Consider the following 17,033-nt stretch of genomic DNA (forward strand, 5'->3'; position numbering starts at 1 on the left):
GGTGAATCCGGACAGAAGGTGTCGGGTTTACCTGTCACGGTCGCCGTGTACGGATGCGAGGCACCTGACAGCGAGGAGTGGCGTACGTGACGGGACAGCAGGAACCGGCGGGACAGCGGGAACTGGCGGGACGGGTGGCGCTGGTCGCCGGGGCGACCCGCGGGGCCGGCCGTGCGATGGCCGTCGAACTGGGGCGGGCCGGCGCCCTGGTGTATGTGACGGGACGGACGACCCGCGAGCGGGTCAGCGAGGTCGGCCGGCCCACGGAGACGATCGAGCAGACCGCGGAACTGGTGACCGCGGCGGGCGGCACCGGCATCGCCGTACCGACCGACCACCTGGACCCGGCGCAGGTCAAGGCGCTGACCGAGCGCATCGACCGGGAACAGGGGCGGCTGGACGTACTGGTCAACAGCGTCTGGGGCGGCGACCGGCTGATCGAGTTCGACACCCGGCTGTGGGACCTCGACCTCGAAAAGGGTCTGCGGATGTTCCGCCTGGGCATCGACACGCACGTCATCACCGGCCACTACGCCCTGCCGCTGCTCATCAGGCGGCCCGGCGGGCTGGTCGTCGAGGTCACCGACGGCACCGCCGCCTTCAACCGCACCTACCGCGAGAACCTCTGCTTCGACCTCACCAAGAACGCACCCCACCGCATCGCCTTCGGACTCGCCGCCGAGCTGAAGGAACACGGCGGCACGGCGGTCTCCCTCACCCCCGGCTTCCTGCGGTCCGAGGAGATGCTCGACCATTTCGGCGTGACCGAGGAGACCTGGCGCGACGCGGTCGCCCAGGAGCCGCACTTCGCCATCGCCGAATCGCCCGCCCTGATCGCCCGCGGCGTACGGGCCCTGGCCGCCGACCCCGCCAAGGAACGCTGGAGCGGCCAGTCGCTCTCCAGCGGGCAGCTGGCGAAGGAGTACGACTACACCGACACGGACGGCTCGCGGCCCGACTGCTTCGCGTACTTCGAGGACGTCGTCTTCGGCGGGAAGGAGGCGACGGCGGACGCCTACCGGTGACCGGGGCGGGCCGCGGGTCATGGCTCGTCCGGGTCCGGCGGGTTCGCCGTGTCCGGCGCGTTCGGCGTGTCCGGTGCGTTCACCGCGTCCGGTCCGTTGGGCGGCCCGTCCGTCTCCGCGTACAGGGCGGCCGTTCTGCGGGCCGCCGACGCGAAGCGCTCACGCAGCCCGGAGGGCGCGAGGATCTCGCCCTCCGGGCCGAGCCCCAGCAACTGGGCGAAGGCGACCTCGGCGGACTCCACGGCCAGGGTCACGGTCAGCCGGCCCTCCACGTCGGGGCCGCCCGCGGTCCGCGCCCGCGCGAGCGCCTCCTGGGCCGCGGCGCGTTCGGTGACGTACGGCAGCTGGAGGGCGCCGCGCGGGGTGAGCCGCAGCACCACCTCCTCGCGCAGGATCGACCGGGCGAACTGGGCCGCCCGCTCCCCCCAGAACCCCGGGAGGTCGAAGGAACCGTCGCGGCGGAAGTGCGGGCCGGCGGCGCCGGTGGCCGTGTCGCCGCCGGAAGCCGTCTCGCTCTCGGCAGTCGTGTCGCTTTCCGTGGGCGTCACCGCGGTGAACCGGTCGACGCGGTACACGCGGTAGTCGCTCTGGACCCGCGCCGCCAGGTACCAGACGCCCGCCTTCAGCACCAGGCCGTACGGCTCCAACTCCCGCTCCACCTCGGTGTCCTTGCGGAGGTAGCGGGCGGTGATCCGGCGGTCGTCCCAGACCGCGTCCGCGATCTCCGGCAGGAGGGCGGGTGTCTCGGGCTCCTGATACCAGCCGGGCGCGTCGAGGTGGAAACGCTGGGCGGCGCCCGTCGCGGCGTCCCGCAGCTCGGGGAGCAGGGCGGCGGAGACCTTCAGGCGGGCGGCGGAGGCGGCGTCCGCCAGGCCCATCTCGCGCAGGGCGGAGGGCACGCCGGACAGGAAGAGGGCCTCCGCCTCGCTGCGGCCGAGGCCGGTGAGGCGGGTGCGGTAGCCGCCGATGAGGCGGTAGCCGCCGGCCCGGCCGCGGTCGGCGTAGACGGGCACCTCCGCCTCGGAGAGCGAGAGCACGTCCCGGGCGATGGTCCGCTCGGACACCTCCAGCTCCCGCGCCAGTGCGGCGGCCGTCATCGACGGTCGGCCCTGGAGCAGCAGCACCAATTTGATCAGGCGGGCAGCGCGCATGGGTCCATGATGCGGGGGGCCACTGACAGTGGCCGGGGCGTCGTTGTTTGTCTGCGGGCCGGTTGTGGCCGGGCGCGCAGTTCCCCGCGCCCCTTTGGGGCGTCGTTGTGCCGGCCTCGGTTCGGTCGCTTGCGTGGGTGGGGGCACCTCCCGGCCGAAGGCTGGGGGAGGGGTACCGGGCGTCCCCTCCGGCCCCCCACCCACCGGGAATGGGCGAAACGGGACCAGCCACACGGAACTCGCACCAGGTCCACACCGCGAAGCGACCCCGTGCCCGGCGCAAGCCACACCCCGCCGCTAGAAAGACAGCCCGGCCCGGCCGTAGTCAGGGCGTGGTCGGCCGGGCCGGTGGTGGGTTCCCGTGTGGAGGCCCCGGGCGCGGGAAGGTGGCCTCCACACGGGAGTTGGGGTGCCCCGGGAGGGCGGGCGGCGGTCAGAGCCCGTAGCGCTCCCGGGCTTCCTTGACGGCCTCCGGCTTGACCTCGCCGCGGCGGGCGAGCGCGGCGAGCGCCTGGACGACCACGGACTGCGGGTCGACACCGAAGTGGCGGCGGGCCGCCTCACGGGTGTCGGAGAGGCCGAAGCCGTCGGTGCCGATGGAGGTCCAGTCCTGCTCGACCCAGGGGGCGATCTGGTCGGGGACCGCGCGCATCCAGTCGCTCACCGCGACGACCGGGCCGGGGGCGCCGGCCAGGGCACGGGTGACGTACGGGATGCGGTCCTCGCCCTCCAGGCGGGCGGCATCGCACTCCAGGGCGTCGCGGCGCAGCTCCGTCCAGGACGGCGCCGACCAGACGTCCGCGGCCACGCCCCAGTCGTCGGCCAGCAGCCGCTGTGCCTCCAGGGCCCAGTGGATGGCGGTGCCGGACGCGAGGAGCTGCAGCTGCGGGCTGTCGGCCTCGGGCCGGGTGCCCTCGTTGAAGCGGTACAGGCCCTTGAGGATGCCCTCTTCGACGCCCTCGGGCATGGCCGGCTGGACCTTGGTCTCGTTGTAGACCGTGAGGTAGTAGAAGACGTCCTCGGCGTCCGGGCCGTACATGCGCCGCAGGCCCTCCTTGACGATGACCGCGACCTCGTAGGCGAAGGCCGGGTCGTAGGAGAGCGCCGCCGGGTTGGTGGAGGCGATCAGGTGCGAGTGGCCGTCGGCGTGCTGGAGGCCCTCGCCGGTCATGGTGGTGCGGCCGGCGGTGGCGCCGATGACGAAGCCGCGGCCCAACTGGTCGGCGAGCGCCCAGAACTGGTCGGCGGTGCGCTGCCAGCCGAACATCGAGTAGAAGATGTAGAAGGGGATCATCGGCTCGCCGTGCGTCGCGTAGGACGTGGCGGCGGCGGTGAAGTCGGCGAGCGAGCCGGCCTCGGTGATGCCCTCGTTGAGGATCTGGCCGTCCTTGGCTTCCTTGTACCAAAGGAGCTGGTCACGGTCGACGGGGTCGTACGTGGCGCCCTTGGGGGAGTAGAGGCCGGCGGTCGGGAAGAGGGACTCCATGCCGAAGGTGCGGGCCTCGTCGGGGACGATCGGGACCCAGCGCTTGCCGGTCTCCTTGTCCCGCATGAGGTCCTTGACCAGGCGGACGAACGCCATGGTGGTGGCGATCTCCTGGCTGCCGGAGCCCTTCTTCAGGGCGTCGAAGGTCTTGTCGGCGGGCATCGGCAGCGGCTTGGCGGTGACCTTGCGGGCGGGGGCCGGGCCGTCGAGGGCGGCGCGCCGCTCGCGCAGGTAGACCATCTCGGGGGAGTCGTCGGCCGGGCGCCAGTACGGGACCCGGTCGCCCTCCAGCGCGCTGTCGGGGATGGGGAGTTCGAGGACGTCACGCATGGTGCGGAACTCCGCCATGGTGAGCTTCTTCATCTGGTGGTTGGCGTTGCGGGACTCGAAGCCCGTGCCGAGGGTGTAGCCCTTGACGGTCTGCGCCAGGATGACGGTGGGGGCGCCCTTGTGCTCGACGGCGGCCCGGTAGGCGGCGTAGACCTTGCGCGGCTCGTGGCCGGCGCGGGAGGTCTGGAACAGCTCCAGCAGCGTGGCGTCGGTGAGGCGGCTGGCGAGCGCGCGCAGTGAGTCGTCGGCGCCGAAGAAGTGCTCGCGCAGGTAGGCGGCGTCGCGGGTGGCGTAGGTCTGGAACTGCGCGTCGGGGGTCTCGCCGAGGCGGCGGATCAGGGCGCCGTCGGTGTCGAGCGCGAAGATCTCGTCCCAGGCGCGGCCCCACAGCGATTTGACGACGTTCCAGCCGGCCGCGCGGAACTGGGCCTCCAGCTCCTGCACGATCTTGAAGTTGGGGCGGACCGGGCCGTCGAGGCGCTGCAGGTTGCAGTTGATGACGAAGGTCAGGTTGTCCAGGCCCTCGCGGCCGGCCAGCGCCAGGGCGGCGGTCGACTCGGGCTCGTCCATCTCGCCGTCGCCCAGGAACGCCCAGACGTGGGAGTTCGCGGTGTCCTTGATGCCGCGGTGCTCCAGGTAGCGGTTGAAGCGCGCCTGGTAGATGGCGGAGAGCGGGCCCAGGCCCATGGAGACGGTGGGGAACTCCCACAGCCAGGGCAGCCGCCGCGGGTGCGGGTAGGAGGGCAGGCCCTCGCCGCCGGCCTCCTGGCGGAAGTGGTCGAGGTGGTCCTCGGTGAGGCGGCCTTCGAGGAAGGCGCGGGCGTAGATGCCGGGGGAGGCGTGGCCCTGGATGTAGAGCTGGTCGCCGCTGCCGTCGCCCTCCTTGCCGCGGAAGAAGTGCTGGAAGCCGGTCTCGTAGAGCCAGGCCGCCGAGGCGAAGGTGGCGATGTGGCCGCCGAGGCCGAGGGCGGAGCCGCGGGTGACCATCGCGGCGGCGTTCCAGCGGTTCCAGGCGGTGATCCTGGCCTCCATCGCCTCGTCGCCGGGGAAGGCGGGCTCGGCGGAGGTCGGGATGGTGTTGACGTAGTCCGTCTCCAGGAGGGACGGCAGGGCGGTGCCTTCGGTGCGCGCGGTGTGCTCCAGGGCGCGGCGCATCAGGTACGAGGCGCGATGCGGGCCCGCTGCCTTGGTGACGGCGTCGAGCGACTCGCGCCACTCGGCGGTCTCCTCGGGGTCGAGGTCCGGGAGCTGGTCGAGCTGGCTGTACGGCAGACGCACGGGTTCGGGCATGGGTGGCCCCTTTCCGGACGGGGGTAGCTCGGGGGTGCCGTCGTGATGGGGCCGCGTCCTCAGGGTGGACGGCGGCCGCGACGGCACCCCCTACGAGTTCGGCAGGCAGGGTTGTCGCGCCCCGTCGGAAGACGATACGCCTCTGATCGATGATCGATCAACGATCGGGAGGGGAATCACCGCAGGTCGGCACGGGGTGCCGCATTTGCGGGCACGGCGTGCCAGAGGTGAGGAGGGCGTACGGCCGTCGGGAAGGGGCCGGACACCTGGTCCGGAAGGGGCGGAAACGCGGTCCGGGAGGGGCCGGAAGCGCGGTCCGGAAGGGGCCGTTCACCCCGTCGGGAACGGCCGCTCACCCTCCCGGAGGCCGGGTCAGACGCGCGGCGCGCAGCTCAGCACGTGCGACTTGAGCAGGGCGCCGATCTTCGGGTCGCGGCGCCGGAACGCGTCCACGATCTCCTGGTGGTCCTGGGCGTGCGACCGCGGCTCCGGGCTGAACCAGCGGATCGACAGCGTCGTCCAGACCTCGATGCCCAGCGACTCCCAGGTGTGCAGCAGCACGGCGTTCCCGGCGGCCCGGACGACCTCCCGGTGGAAGGCCACCGTGTGCCGCACCTGCGCCTCCCCGTCACCGGCCAGGTCCGCCTCGCGCAGCGCCGCCACCTCGCGCTCCAGCGCCACGGTGTCCTCGGCCAGCCGCCCGGCGGCGAGTTCGGCGGCCACCTGCTCCAGGCCGGCCCGCACCGGGTAGCTCTCCTTGAGGTCGTCCGCGGTCAGGTTCCGCACCCGTACGCCCTTGTTCGGCGCCGACTCGATCAGCTGCAGCGACTCCAGCTCCCGCAGCGCCTCCCGCACGGGCGTCTGGCTGACCTCCAGCTCCACCGCGATCCGCCGCTCCACGATCCGCTCGCCCGGCTGCCAGCGGCCGCTGACGATCCCCTCGAGGATGTGCTCGCGGATCTGCTCGCGCAGCGAATGGACGACGGGCGGGGTCATGAGGTGCTCCTTCAGAGCGCGTGGTGACGAGGGGGCCATTATCGGGGACGGCCACGAGGCCCGGGCAAAGATGCGCAGGGTGCGCAAAAGGGCCGGCCCCGGCTCGTTCGAACCGGGGCCGACCCCTGTGGCACACCTATGGTGCGACTGCCGGACTCAGAGACCGATCTCGGTCTCGAACTCGGCGGCCTCCAGGATCTGCTTGACCGTGGTCAGGTAGCGGGCGGCGTCCGCGCCGTCCACCAGACGGTGGTCGTAGGAGAGCGCCAGGTACGTCATGTCGCGCACCGCGATGGTCTCGCCGAGGTCCGGGTGGTTGATGACCACCGGGCGCTTGACGGTCGCACCGATGCCCAGGATGCCGACCTGGTTCGGGGGCACGATGACGGTGTCGAACAGGGCGCCGCGCGAACCGGTGTTGCTGATGGTGAAGGTCGCACCGGACAGCTCGTCCGGCGTGATCTTGTTCGCGCGGACCTTGCCCGCCAGGTCCGCCGTCTTGCGGGCGATACCGGCGATGTTGAGGTCACCGGCGTCCTTGATGACCGGGGTCATCAGGCCCTTCTCCGCGTCCACCGCGATACCGACGTTCTCGGTGTCGAAGTAGGTGATCGTGCCCTCGTCCTCGTTGATCCGGGCGTTGACGACCGGGTGGGCCTTCAGCGCCTGGACCGCGGCCTTGACGAAGAACGGCATCGGGGAGAGCTTGACGCCCTCACGCTGCGCGAACCCGTCCTTGGCCTTGTTGCGCATCCGCATGATCGCGGTGATGTCCACCTCGACCACGGAGGTCAGCTGCGCCTGGCCGTGCAGGGCCTTCATCATGTTGTCGCCGATGACCTTGCGCATCCGCGGCATCTTGACGGTCTGGCCGCGCAGCGGGGACGCCTCGATGACCGGGGACTTGGCAGCGGCGGCCGGGGCGGCGGCCGGAGCCGGCGCGGCGGCCTTGGCGGCCTCGGCGGCGGCGATGACGTCCTGCTTGCGGATGCGGCCACCGACGCCGGTGCCCTTGACCGTGGACAGGTCCACGCCGTTCTCCGCGGCGAGCTTGCGCACCAGCGGGGTGACGTAGGCACCCTCGCCCTCACCGGCGGCCGGAGCCGGAGCGGCAGCGACCGGCTGGGGGGCCGGAGCGGCCGGGGCCGGGGCGGGAGCGGCCGGAGCCGGAGCGGGCGCCGGGGCAGCGGCGGCGGGCGCCGGAGCCGGAGCCGGGGCGGGCTCCGGAGCGGCGGCCGGGGCCGGAGCGGCCGGAGCCGGGGCGGCGGCGCCCTGACTGGCAGAACCGATGACGGCGAGCTTGGCGCCGACCTCGGCGGTCTCGTCCTCACCGACGACGATCTCCAGCAGGGTGCCGGACGCCGGGGCGGGGATCTCGGTGTCCACCTTGTCGGTGGAGACCTCCAGCAGCGGCTCGTCGGCCTGGACCTCCTCGCCGACCTCCTTCAGCCAGCGGGTGACGGTGCCCTCGGTGACGCTCTCGCCGAGCGCGGGGAGGACGACGTCCGTGCCCTCGGCGCCACCCGCGGGGGCGGCGGCGGGGGCGGGGGCCTCGGCGGCCGGGGCCGGCTCGGGCTGCGGCTCGGCCGCGGGAGCCTCGGCGGCGGGGGCCTCGGCCGCGGCCGGGGCCGCCTCGGCCGCGGGCGCACCGCTGCCGTCGTCGATGAGGGCCAGCTCGGCGCCGACCTCCACGGTCTCGTCCTCGGCCACCTTGATGGCGGACAGGACGCCGGCCGCCGGGGCCGGGATCTCGGTGTCGACCTTGTCGGTCGACACCTCGAGCAGCGGCTCGTCGGCCTCGACGCGCTCACCCTCGGCCTTGAGCCAGCGAGTGACGGTGCCCTCGGTGACGCTCTCGCCGAGCGCCGGCAGGGTTACGGAAACCGCCATGGTTTCAGTTGCTCCTTACAAGTGTGGTGCGGATGTGGTCGCGCCCGGGACTGGGGTCAGTCGTGGGAGTGGAGAGGCTTGCCGGCCAGGGCCAGGTGGGCCTCGCCGAGGGCCTCGTTCTGCGTCGGGTGCGCGTGGATGAGCTGCGCAACCTCGGCCGGCAGGGCCTCCCAGTTGTAGACCAGCTGGGCCTCACCGACCTGCTCGCCCATACGGTCACCGACCATGTGGACGCCGACCACGGCACCGTCCTTGACCTGGACGAGCTTGATCTCGCCCGTGGTCTTGAGGATCTTGCTCTTGCCGTTGCCCGCGAGGTTGTACTTGAGAGCGACGACCTTGTCGGCGCCGTACAGCTCCTTGGCCTTGGCCTCGGTGATGCCCACCGAAGCGACCTCGGGGTGGCAGTACGTGACGCGCGGAACGCCGTCGTAGTCGATCGGCACGGTCTTCTGACCGGCCAGCCGCTCCGCCACCAGCATGCCCTCGGCGAAGCCGACGTGCGCGAGCTGGAGGGTGGGAACGAGGTCACCGACGGCCGAGATGGTCGGCACGTTGGTCTGCATGTACTCGTCGACGAGGACGTAGCCGCGGTCCATCGCGACGCCCTGCTCCTCGTAGCCCAGGCCCGCCGAGACCGGCCCGCGGCCGATCGCGACCAGCAGCACCTCGGCCTCGAAGGTCTTGCCGTCGGCGAGGGTGACCTTCACGCCGTCGGAGGTGTACTCGGCCTTGTCGAAGAAGGTGCCGAGGTTGAACTTGATGCCGCGCTTGCGGAAGGCCCGCTCCAGCAGCTTCGAGCTGTTCTCGTCCTCGACCGGGACGAGGTGCTTGAGGCCCTCGACGATGGTCACGTCGGTGCCGAAGGACTTCCACGCGGAGGCGAACTCGACGCCGATGACGCCGCCGCCCAGCACGATCGCGGACTTCGGCACGCGGTCCAGCGTGAGCGCGTGGTCCGAGGAGATGATGCGGTCGCCGTCGATCTCCAGGCCCGGCAGCGACTTCGGCACGGAGCCGGTCGCCAGCAGGACGTGGCGGCCCTGGACACGCTGGCCGTTCACGTCGACGGAGGTCGGGGAGGACAGCCGGCCCTCGCCCTCGATGTAGGTCACCTTGCGGGAGGCGATCAGGCCCTGCAGACCCTTGTACAGGCCCGAGATGACCTCGTCCTTGTACTTGTGGACCGCCTTGATGTCGATGCCCTCGAAGGTGGCCTTGACACCGAACTGCTCGCTCTCGCGAGCCTGGTCGGCGATCTCACCGGCGTGCAGCAGAGCCTTGGTGGGGATGCAGCCGTTGTGCAGGCAGGTGCCGCCGACCTTGCCCTTCTCGATCAGGGCGACGTCCAGGCCCAGCTGCGCCCCGCGCAGGGCAGCGGCGTAACCACCGCTACCGCCTCCGAGGATCACTAGGTCGAAAACGGTGCTGGCGTCGTTCGCCACGTCACGTCCTCCATGCATGGGTACGCCGGAGCCGGTCTCCGATGACCGGGCGGCGGCTGTGGTTCGGCCGCTTTTACTTCGGCCCTGGGTAAGGGGGGCCCTGTCCTGCCGAGAACCCATCTTCGCACTTGTTCCGTGAAGCCGGGACGGCGGGCCGGGCTCGGGGCGGACGATCAGCCCGCCCGTAGGGGTTACCGGCGCGTACCGGCGTGCGGATTTCGTCGAGGGCGAACACCGGGCGCGCACGCGCCGACGGCCCCGGGCGGTATGCCCGGGGCCGTCGGGATGTGACCGGCAAGAGGGAGGAAGCTCCCCGGGTTGACCGTCAGCCCAGGTCGCCCGCGGCGGTGCGCTCCGCCAGCCGCACCAGGGTGCGCACCGCGGATCCCGTGCCGCCCTTGGGGGTGTAGCCCCAGGGCGCGCCCTCGTGGAAGGCGGGGCCCGCGATGTCGAGGTGGGCCCAGGTGATGCCCTCGCCGACGAACTCCTTCAGGAAGAGGCCGGCGACCAGGCCGCCGCCCATCCGCTCGCCCATGTTGGCGATGTCGGCGACCGGGGAGTCCATGCCCTTGCGCAGCTCGGACGGCATCGGCATCGGCCAGGACTGCTCGCCGACCTCCTCCGCGATCTCGTGGATCGAGGTACGGAAAGCGTCGTCGTTCGCCATGATCCCGAAGGTGCGGTTGCCCAGCGCCAGCACCATCGCGCCGGTCAGGGTGGCGACGTCCACGATCGCGTCCGGGGTCTCCTCCGAGGCGCGGGTCAGGGCGTCGGCCAGCACCAGGCGGCCCTCGGCGTCGGTGTTGAGGACCTCGACGGTCTTGCCGCTGTACATGGTCAGCACGTCACCGGGGCGGGTGGCGGAGCCGGACGGCATGTTCTCGGCGAGCGCCAGCCAGCCGGTGACGTTCACCCGCAGGCCGAGGCGGGCGGCGGCCACGACCGCGGCGAACACCGCGGCGGCACCGCTCATGTCGCACTTCATGGTCTCGTTGTGGCCGGCCGGCTTGAGCGAGATGCCGCCCGAGTCGTAGGTGATGCCCTTGCCGACCAGCGCCAGGGTCTTGTCGGCCTTGGGGTGGGTGTGCGCGATCCGCACCAGCCGCGGCGGGGCCTCCGAGCCCTGGCCGACGCCCATCAGGCCGCCGTAGCCGCCCTTCTTGAGCGCCTTCTCGTCCAGCACCTCGACCTTGAGGCCGAACTCCTTGGCCGCGGCCTGCGCCTCGGCCGCGAAGGTCTTCGGGTCCAGGGCGTTGGACGGCATGTTGATCAGGTCGCGGGCGCGGTTGATCTCCGCGGCCAGCGCCTGGGCGCGCTCGGCGGCGGCCTTGAACTCCTTGTCGCGCGGCTTGCCGCCGAGGATCGCGGCCTCCGCCAGCGGCGCCGACTTGGCGTCGTTCTTCTTGGCGCCCTGTCCGTTGCCGTTGCTGCGGAAGGCGGTGAAGGAGTACGCGCCGAGCAGCGCGCCCTCGCCGACCGCCGCGGCCGCCTCGGCGTCCTCGACGGGCAGCGCGAAGCCGGCCTTCTTGGTGCCGGTCAGCGCGCGGGCGGCGCTGCCCGCCGCGCGCCGCAGCGCCTCGGTGTCGTAGTCCTCGTCCTTGCCCGGTGCCTCGCCGAGGCCGACCGCCAGCACGACCGGAGCCTTGAGGCCGTCGGCGGCGGGCAGCTTGGTCACCTCGCCCTCGGCACCACTTGCGCCGAGGGTCTCCAGCACGGCGGCGAGCTTGCCGCCGAAGGCCTTGTCCACGGCCTCGGCGCCGGGGGCGACAACGACGCCCTTGGCGCCCTTGGCCACGCCGACGACGACGGCATCCGCACGCACCGTTGCGGCGGAAGAAGTACTGAGGGTCAGTGCAGTCACGGTGATGAAAGTCCTGTTCCGTCCGGGGAATCCGTCTGCGCACAGGGCGCTGCTCCGGCTGAGCCTACGCTCGGCGGCGCCACAAGGCCCGTCCGATACCACACCGGCACATAACGGGGCCCCGGCAGTTGTCCGCGTACGAAGTGAACTCCCTTGGTGGGAAAGCGAGTTGGGGTGAACCCCGGTGGTGGGGCGGGGGCTACCCGAGAGACAGCGCCACCAGCGCCGTGAGCCCCGCGCTCTCCGCGAGCGCCCCGAACACATCGCCGGTCACCCCGCCGAACCGCCGCCGGCAGTGCCGCAGCAGCATCTCGCCCAGCCCGAGGCCGAGCAGCGCCGCGAGCCCGGCGTGCAGCGCGCCGTACGCCCCGAACGCGGCGCCGGCCGCCGCGCATCCGGCCGCCACCACCCCCGCGCACAGCAGCGCCGCCCGCACCGGGACGGCGCCCGCGACCGCCGCGCCGAGCCCCTCGGGACGGGCGGCCGGCACCCCCGCGCGGGAGGCGAGGGTCAGGGCGCCGCGCGCCACGGTCGCCGCGACGACCGCCGCGACCGCGCCGCGCGCCCAGCCGTCCGCGTACAGCGCGTCCAGCGCCGCCACCTGGGCCAGCAGGGCGAACAGCAGCGTGACGACGCCGAACGGGCCGATGTCGGACTGCTTCATGATGCGCAGCGCCTCCTCGGCGGGCTTGCCGCTGCCCAGGCCGTCGGCGGTGTCGGCGAGCCCGTCCAGATGCAGCCCGCGGGTGAGCACGGCCGGTACGGCGGCGGTGGCGACGGCGGCGAGCAGCGGACCGCCGCCGAGCAGCAGCAGCGCCGCGCCGAGCGCGGCCGCGCACAGCCCGACGACCAGTCCGGCCAGCGGTGCGCAGAGCATGCCGCCGCGCGCCGCCTCCCCGTCCCAGCGGGTCAGGCGCACCGGCAGCACGGTCAGCGTCCCGAACGCGAAGCGCAGGGCGTCGGAGGGGGCCGGGGGAGCGGGGGTGTCGGTCACCGCGGCAGGCTATCCGGGCGCCCGCCACGATCCGCCGGCGGTCCGGACCGTCGCCCGACGAACCGGGCCCCGGGGTGGTGAAGTGTCCCTACCCGACAGATCCCGACAGATGGGGAGCGCGTGGGATGGGCCACTGGTGGTACCGCAACATCGTCGAGCCGGGGAAGCTGCCGCTGCTGCTGGCCCTCGCCTCCTTCGTGCTGACCTTCCTCGTGACCCGGGTCATCACCCGGCTGATCCGCGCGGGCCGGGGCCCGTTCCGCAACATCACCCCCGGCGGCGTCCACGTCCACCACGTCGTGCCCGGGGTGATCCTCATGGTCCTGGGCGGATTCATCGCCCTCGCGGGCGGCCGGCGCGGCTTCGGCGCCGGGGTGGCCGCGGTGCTCTTCGGCATCGGAGTGGGCCTCGTCCTGGACGAGTTCGCGCTGATCCTCCACCTCGACGACGTGTACTGGACCGAGGAGGGGACCAAGAGCGTCGAGATCGTCATCCTCACCGCGGCCCTGGTCGCCCTGATCCTCGCCGGGTTCCTGCCGTTCGGCGTCAACGAACTCGGCGCGGAGGAGGCCACCGACCGCTTCACCGTCGTGCGGACCGTGGCCGTCAACTTCCTCTTCGCGCTCGTCGCGCTCACCAAGGGCAAGGGCCGGATCGCGGTCGTCGGGGTCTTCGTGCCGTTCGTGGCGCTCTTCGGCGCGATCCGGCTGGCCCGCCCCAACTCGCCCTGGGCCAGGCGCTTCTACCGCAAGCGCCCCAGGGCGCGGGCCCGCGCCCGGGTCCGCGCCTACCGTCACGACCGCCGCTGGTCGGCGCTGCGGCGCAAGGTCGGGCACGTCATCGGGGGTGCGCCCAGCCGGTGACCGGCGCCACGGCCCCGCGCTCGCCCGGCCGCCACACCTCCCGCAGCGCACACAGCACCAGCACCGCCAGCACCGCCGCGACGTGCTCCTTGCCCGCCAGGTTGCTCTTGATGGACACCACCTCGACGACCATCGCCACGGCGACCGCGGCGCAGGTGAACCAGGCGCGGTAGCGCCAGCACACGAACACCGCCAGCCCCACCACCGCCGCCGACGGCCCGGTGTCGATCACGTACTTGTCCGAATCGGGCAGCCCCAGGGGGCTCACCGGGCCGATCCAGATGCCGATCCGCGCGTACATCGTCCCGGCGAGCGTGGCGAGGTAGGCGACCAGCAGGGTCTGCCGCCGGCCGACGCAGATCTCCGCGATCCCGAAGACCACCAGGATCTGCGCCAGCGCCCCCCACACCGGAAGGTCCAGCGCCGGGACGAACAGCGACAGCGGGGTGCGCAGCAGCGCCAGCCACAGGTGCTCCCAGGCCTGGATGGAGCCGACGTTCTGGACCGCGTGGTAGCCCCAGGTCTGGTTCTGCACGAAGTGGAAGACCAGGGTCAGGCCCACCGCGGTGAGCGTCACCGGAATCGCCCGCAGCCTGGCCGTGACCAGCGAGGAGCCGACCATGCGCAGCAGCGGGCCCCACTCCGCGCGCGCGGCGCGGCCCAGCGCGGACGCCTCCCGCCGCCCCGGCACCACTCCTTCCCGCCGCCCCGGCACCACTCCTTCCCGCCGCCCCGCCCCAGCAGTACTCATCTGGCCTTCTCCAGGTGCTTGCGGTTCAGCCACTTGGGCAGACCGGGGGCTTCCAGAAAGCCTTCCGCACGGCCGGCGGCGATTCCGATGCGCAGCAGATCGGTGCTCTTTTCGAAGAGCAGGTACCGCGGCTCCCAGATCGGCCGGTATTTCGCATTGGCGCGATAGAGCGATTCGATTTGCCACCACCGGGAGAAGAAGCTGAGCAGTGAGCGCCACAGGCGCAGCACCGGGCCCGCGCCGAGCCGCGATCCACGTTCGAAGACGGAACGGAACATCGCGAAGTTGAGCGAGAGCTGAGTGATCTCCACCTCCTTCGCCCGCTGGATCAGCTCCAGCACCATGAACTCCATCAGCCCGTTCTCGGAGTTCCTCTCCCGCCGCATCAGATCCAGCGAGAGCCCCTTCTCGCCCCAGGGCACGAAGCTCAGCAGCGCCCGCAGCTCGCCCGCTGCCCCGTCCGTGCCGCCGTCCCGGCATTCGAGCATCACGCAGCGCCCGTCACCCGGGTCGCCGAGCCGGCCCAGCGCCATCGAGAACCCGCGCTCGGTCTCCCCGTCGCGCCAGTCGTCGGCCAGCTCCAGCAGCCGCGCCAGCTCCGCCGCGGGGATGTCCTCGTGGCGCCGGACGGTGACCGTGTAGCCGGCCCGCTTGATGCGGTTGTAGGCCTGCCGCACGGTGCGCATCGCCCGGCCGTCGAGGGTGAACTCCGCGGTGTCCACGATCGCTTCGTCGCCGAGCTCCAGCGCGTCCAGGCCGTGCCGGGCGTAGACCGTGCCGCCCTCCTCGCTCGCGCCCATCACCGCGGGCGCCCAGCCGTGCTCCCGCGCCTCGGCCAGCCACACCTCGATCGCCCCGGGCCACGCCTCGGGGTCCCCCAGCGGGTCGCCGGAGGCCAGCGACACCCCGCCCACGACGCGGTAGGCGACGGCCGCCTTGCCGCTGGGGGAGAAGAGCACGCTCTTGTCGCGGCGCAGCGCGAAGTAGCCCAGCGAATCGCGGTCGCCGTGCCGCGCCAGGAGCGCGCGCAGCCGCTCCTCGTCGTCCTCGCCGAGCGCCTCGGTGCTGCGCACCGACCGGAACGCCGCCCACAGCACCGCGACCAGCAGCAGCGTGCTGAGCACGTTGATGGTGACGTTGACCCAGTTCGGGGTGGCGATCTCCGGGAACGCGCGGTCGTCGGCGGCCAGCGACACCAGCCGCATCAGGCCGTAGCGCCAGCGCTGCACGAACGTCGAGGCGTCCCCGGCGGTGTTGGTGACGGTCACCAGCAGCGCGGCGAGCAGCGAGGCGCCCAGCAGACCGCCGGCCGCGACCACCGCCGCCAGCTTCGGGTTCGCGCGGTCGCCCTTCGCGGAGAACTCGCGGCGCCCGGCGATCAGCGCGGCGGCGAACAGCACGGTCAGCGCCAGCGACACCCAGTTCTGCACGGGGGCGCGGAACTCGGGGGCCACCGCCATCCCGAATCCGAAGACCAGCGCCAGCAGCCCGGACAGCACCAGATTCAGAATCCAGGCCGCCCGCTTGCGCCGCCGCAGGGTCACCGACAGGAAGAGCGAGAAGGCGCCGGAGGCGAACCCCGCCGTCAGCAGATACGGAGTAAAGAATTCCGCGATGTTGTGCCGGCGGATGTCATTGCCGAACGACACCCATACCGCGCTCAGGAAATTGATGAACGTGACCGTGCGCAGATACCAGATGCCGAATGCGGCGCCGCGCTGTGACCACGGGCCGCGGGGGCGGTCTTCGTCCGGACTCAAGCGATGTCTCCCATAAAACGTGTAAAGCGCGATCTTATGGGGAGCCGCCGGTGGCCCGGTACGGGCAGGAAGTGGTGAGCGCCCCGGCAGGGCGCTCGTCCGGTCGCTTCGTCCGCCGGCCGGCCGGGGCGGGCCGGCGGCGGATCAGTCGCGTACGGGCAGTTCCGCCGCCAGGGACGCGGCCGCCTGCACCAGCGGCAGGGCGAGCAGCGCCCCCGTCCCCTCTCCGGCAGTGACGCCGTGGTCGAGCAGAGGGTTGAGCGCGATCCGGTCCAGCGCCTTCGCCTGCGCCGGCTCCCCGCTCGCCTGCCCGGCCACCCACCAGTCCGGCGCCCGGAACGCCACCCGCTGCGCCACCAGCGCACACGCCGCCGAGACCACCCCGTCCAGGATCACGGGAGTACGGCGCACCGCGCTCTGCAGCAGGAAACCGGTCATCGCGGTCAGGTCCGCGCCGCCGACCGTGGCCAGCAGCTCCAGCTGGTCGCCGAGCACCGGCCGGGCCCGCCGCAGCGCGTCGCGGATCGCCGCGCACTTGCGCATCCAGGCCAGGTCGTCGATGGGGGCGCCGCCCCGCCCGGTGACCACCGAGGCGTCCGTGCCGCACAGCGCGGCGATCAGCGTGCTCGCCGCGGTCGTCCCGCCGACGCTCAGATCGCCCAGCACCACCAGGTCGGTACCGGCGTCCGCCTCCTCGTCCGCGAGCGCCGTGCCGGTGCGGAACGCCGCCTCGGCCTCCTCGGCCGTCAGCGCGTCCTCGATGTCGATCCGCCCCGAACCGCGCCGCACCCGGTAGCGGGTGACGTCCTCCGGCAGTTCCTCCGGGTCGCAGTCCACCGCCAGGTCCACCACGCGCAGCTGCGCCCCGGCCCGCCGGGCCAGCACCGCCGCCGGGCTCGCCCCGTCCAGCACGGCCCGTACGAGGTCCTTGGCGCCGCCGGCCGGCCGGGCCGACACCCCGAGCGAGGCCACCCCGTGATCGCCCGCGAACAGCACGGCCCGCGCCCGCTCGACGGGACGCACCGGAACCTGCTGCTGTGCGGCGGCCAGCCAGTCACCCAGCTCGTCGAGGCGGCCGAGCGCGCCCGGCGGCACGGCCAGCCGCGCCCGCCGCTCCTCGGCGTCACGGCGCACCCCGCCGTCGGGGCGCTCGATCAGGTGGGCGAAGTCGTCGAGGTTCAAGGCGCTCAT

The 17,033-nt window shown here is 72.7% G+C and carries 12 protein-coding genes; 2 read left to right on the forward strand and 10 right to left on the reverse strand.

Translation table 11 applies throughout. The features are described from left to right. Window positions 1–86: 86 nt before the first annotated feature. Complete coding sequence (locus K7396_RS26275; RefSeq protein ID WP_174887027.1) at window positions 87–1,025, forward strand: SDR family oxidoreductase; 939 nt, start codon at window positions 87–89, stop codon at window positions 1,023–1,025. Between the two features lie 17 nt (window positions 1,026–1,042). On the opposite strand, the gene K7396_RS26280 is transcribed toward K7396_RS26275, so the two are convergent. The 7 genes from K7396_RS26280 to K7396_RS26310 form a co-directional block, all read right to left on the reverse strand. Next, window positions 1,043–2,176: a helix-turn-helix transcriptional regulator gene (locus K7396_RS26280; protein WP_086715056.1), complete on the reverse strand. Its 1,134-nt coding sequence runs from the start codon at window positions 2,174–2,176 to the stop codon at window positions 1,043–1,045. A gap of 433 nt (window positions 2,177–2,609) precedes the next feature. Beyond that, the gene (gene aceE, locus K7396_RS26285) at window positions 2,610–5,282 is read right to left on the reverse strand and encodes a pyruvate dehydrogenase (acetyl-transferring), homodimeric type (protein WP_086715054.1); all 2,673 of its coding nucleotides are present in this window, start codon (window positions 5,280–5,282) and stop codon (window positions 2,610–2,612) included. Between the two features lie 372 nt (window positions 5,283–5,654). Further along, window positions 5,655–6,278 carry a GntR family transcriptional regulator gene (locus tag K7396_RS26290; RefSeq protein ID WP_086715052.1) on the reverse strand — a complete coding sequence of 208 codons (624 nt, stop codon included), beginning with the start codon at window positions 6,276–6,278 and terminating at the stop codon, window positions 5,655–5,657. 156 nt (window positions 6,279–6,434) lie between these two features. Beyond that, the gene (sucB, locus tag K7396_RS26295; RefSeq protein ID WP_152105190.1) at window positions 6,435–8,168 is read right to left on the reverse strand and encodes a 2-oxoglutarate dehydrogenase, E2 component, dihydrolipoamide succinyltransferase; all 1,734 of its coding nucleotides are present in this window, start codon (window positions 8,166–8,168) and stop codon (window positions 6,435–6,437) included. 56 nt (window positions 8,169–8,224) lie between these two features. Then, on the reverse strand, window positions 8,225–9,613 hold the full coding sequence (gene lpdA / locus K7396_RS26300) for a dihydrolipoyl dehydrogenase (protein ID WP_086721716.1): 1,389 nt from the start codon (window positions 9,611–9,613) through the stop codon (window positions 8,225–8,227). 325 nt (window positions 9,614–9,938) lie between these two features. Continuing rightward, window positions 9,939–11,474: a leucyl aminopeptidase gene (locus K7396_RS26305; protein WP_086721715.1), complete on the reverse strand. Its 1,536-nt coding sequence runs from the start codon at window positions 11,472–11,474 to the stop codon at window positions 9,939–9,941. Between the two features lie 199 nt (window positions 11,475–11,673). Then, window positions 11,674–12,468 (reverse strand): adenosylcobinamide-GDP ribazoletransferase, encoded by a 795-nt coding sequence (locus tag K7396_RS26310; protein ID WP_086721714.1) that lies wholly within the window; start codon window positions 12,466–12,468, stop codon window positions 11,674–11,676. 125 nt (window positions 12,469–12,593) lie between these two features. Here K7396_RS26310 and K7396_RS26315 point away from each other — a divergent pair, with 125 nt between their 5' ends. Next, window positions 12,594–13,331, forward strand: a complete 738-nt coding sequence (locus tag K7396_RS26315; protein ID WP_086721713.1) for a hypothetical protein — start codon at window positions 12,594–12,596, stop codon at window positions 13,329–13,331. On the opposite strand, the gene K7396_RS26320 is transcribed toward K7396_RS26315, so the two are convergent. The 3 genes from K7396_RS26320 to cobT form a co-directional block, all read right to left on the reverse strand. Continuing rightward, complete coding sequence (locus tag K7396_RS26320) at window positions 13,306–14,082, reverse strand: hypothetical protein (protein ID WP_174887026.1); 777 nt, start codon at window positions 14,080–14,082, stop codon at window positions 13,306–13,308. The two genes, K7396_RS26315 and K7396_RS26320, sit on opposite strands and share 26 nt — an antisense overlap. Then, window positions 14,079–15,842, reverse strand: a complete 1,764-nt coding sequence (locus tag K7396_RS26325; protein ID WP_152105189.1) for a phosphatidylglycerol lysyltransferase domain-containing protein — start codon at window positions 15,840–15,842, stop codon at window positions 14,079–14,081. Before K7396_RS26325 ends, K7396_RS26320 begins: the two co-directional genes overlap by 4 nt. A 144-nt stretch (window positions 15,843–15,986) precedes the next feature. Then, window positions 15,987–17,033, reverse strand: a complete 1,047-nt coding sequence (gene cobT / locus K7396_RS26330) for a nicotinate-nucleotide--dimethylbenzimidazole phosphoribosyltransferase (RefSeq protein WP_086720767.1) — start codon at window positions 17,031–17,033, stop codon at window positions 15,987–15,989.

This window comes from Streptomyces angustmyceticus (assembly GCF_019933235.1).
GTDB lineage: Bacteria > Actinomycetota > Actinomycetes > Streptomycetales > Streptomycetaceae > Streptomyces > Streptomyces angustmyceticus.

Bases quoted from the DNA above. Each gene is read 5' to 3' on its own strand.
- cobT (WP_086720767.1), bottom strand. From the start codon at position 17,033: ATGAGCGCCTTGAACCTCGACGACTTCGCCCACCTGATCGAGCGCCCC.
- sucB (WP_152105190.1), bottom strand. From the start codon at position 8,168: ATGGCGGTTTCCGTAACCCTGCCGGCGCTCGGCGAGAGCGTCACCGAG.
- K7396_RS26280 (WP_086715056.1), bottom strand. From the start codon at position 2,176: ATGCGCGCTGCCCGCCTGATCAAATTGGTGCTGCTGCTCCAGGGCCGA.
- aceE (WP_086715054.1), bottom strand. From the start codon at position 5,282: ATGCCCGAACCCGTGCGTCTGCCGTACAGCCAGCTCGACCAGCTCCCG.
- K7396_RS26315 (WP_086721713.1), top strand. From the start codon at position 12,594: ATGGGCCACTGGTGGTACCGCAACATCGTCGAGCCGGGGAAGCTGCCG.
- K7396_RS26290 (WP_086715052.1), bottom strand. From the start codon at position 6,278: ATGACCCCGCCCGTCGTCCATTCGCTGCGCGAGCAGATCCGCGAGCAC.
- K7396_RS26320 (WP_174887026.1), bottom strand. From the start codon at position 14,082: ATGAGTACTGCTGGGGCGGGGCGGCGGGAAGGAGTGGTGCCGGGGCGG.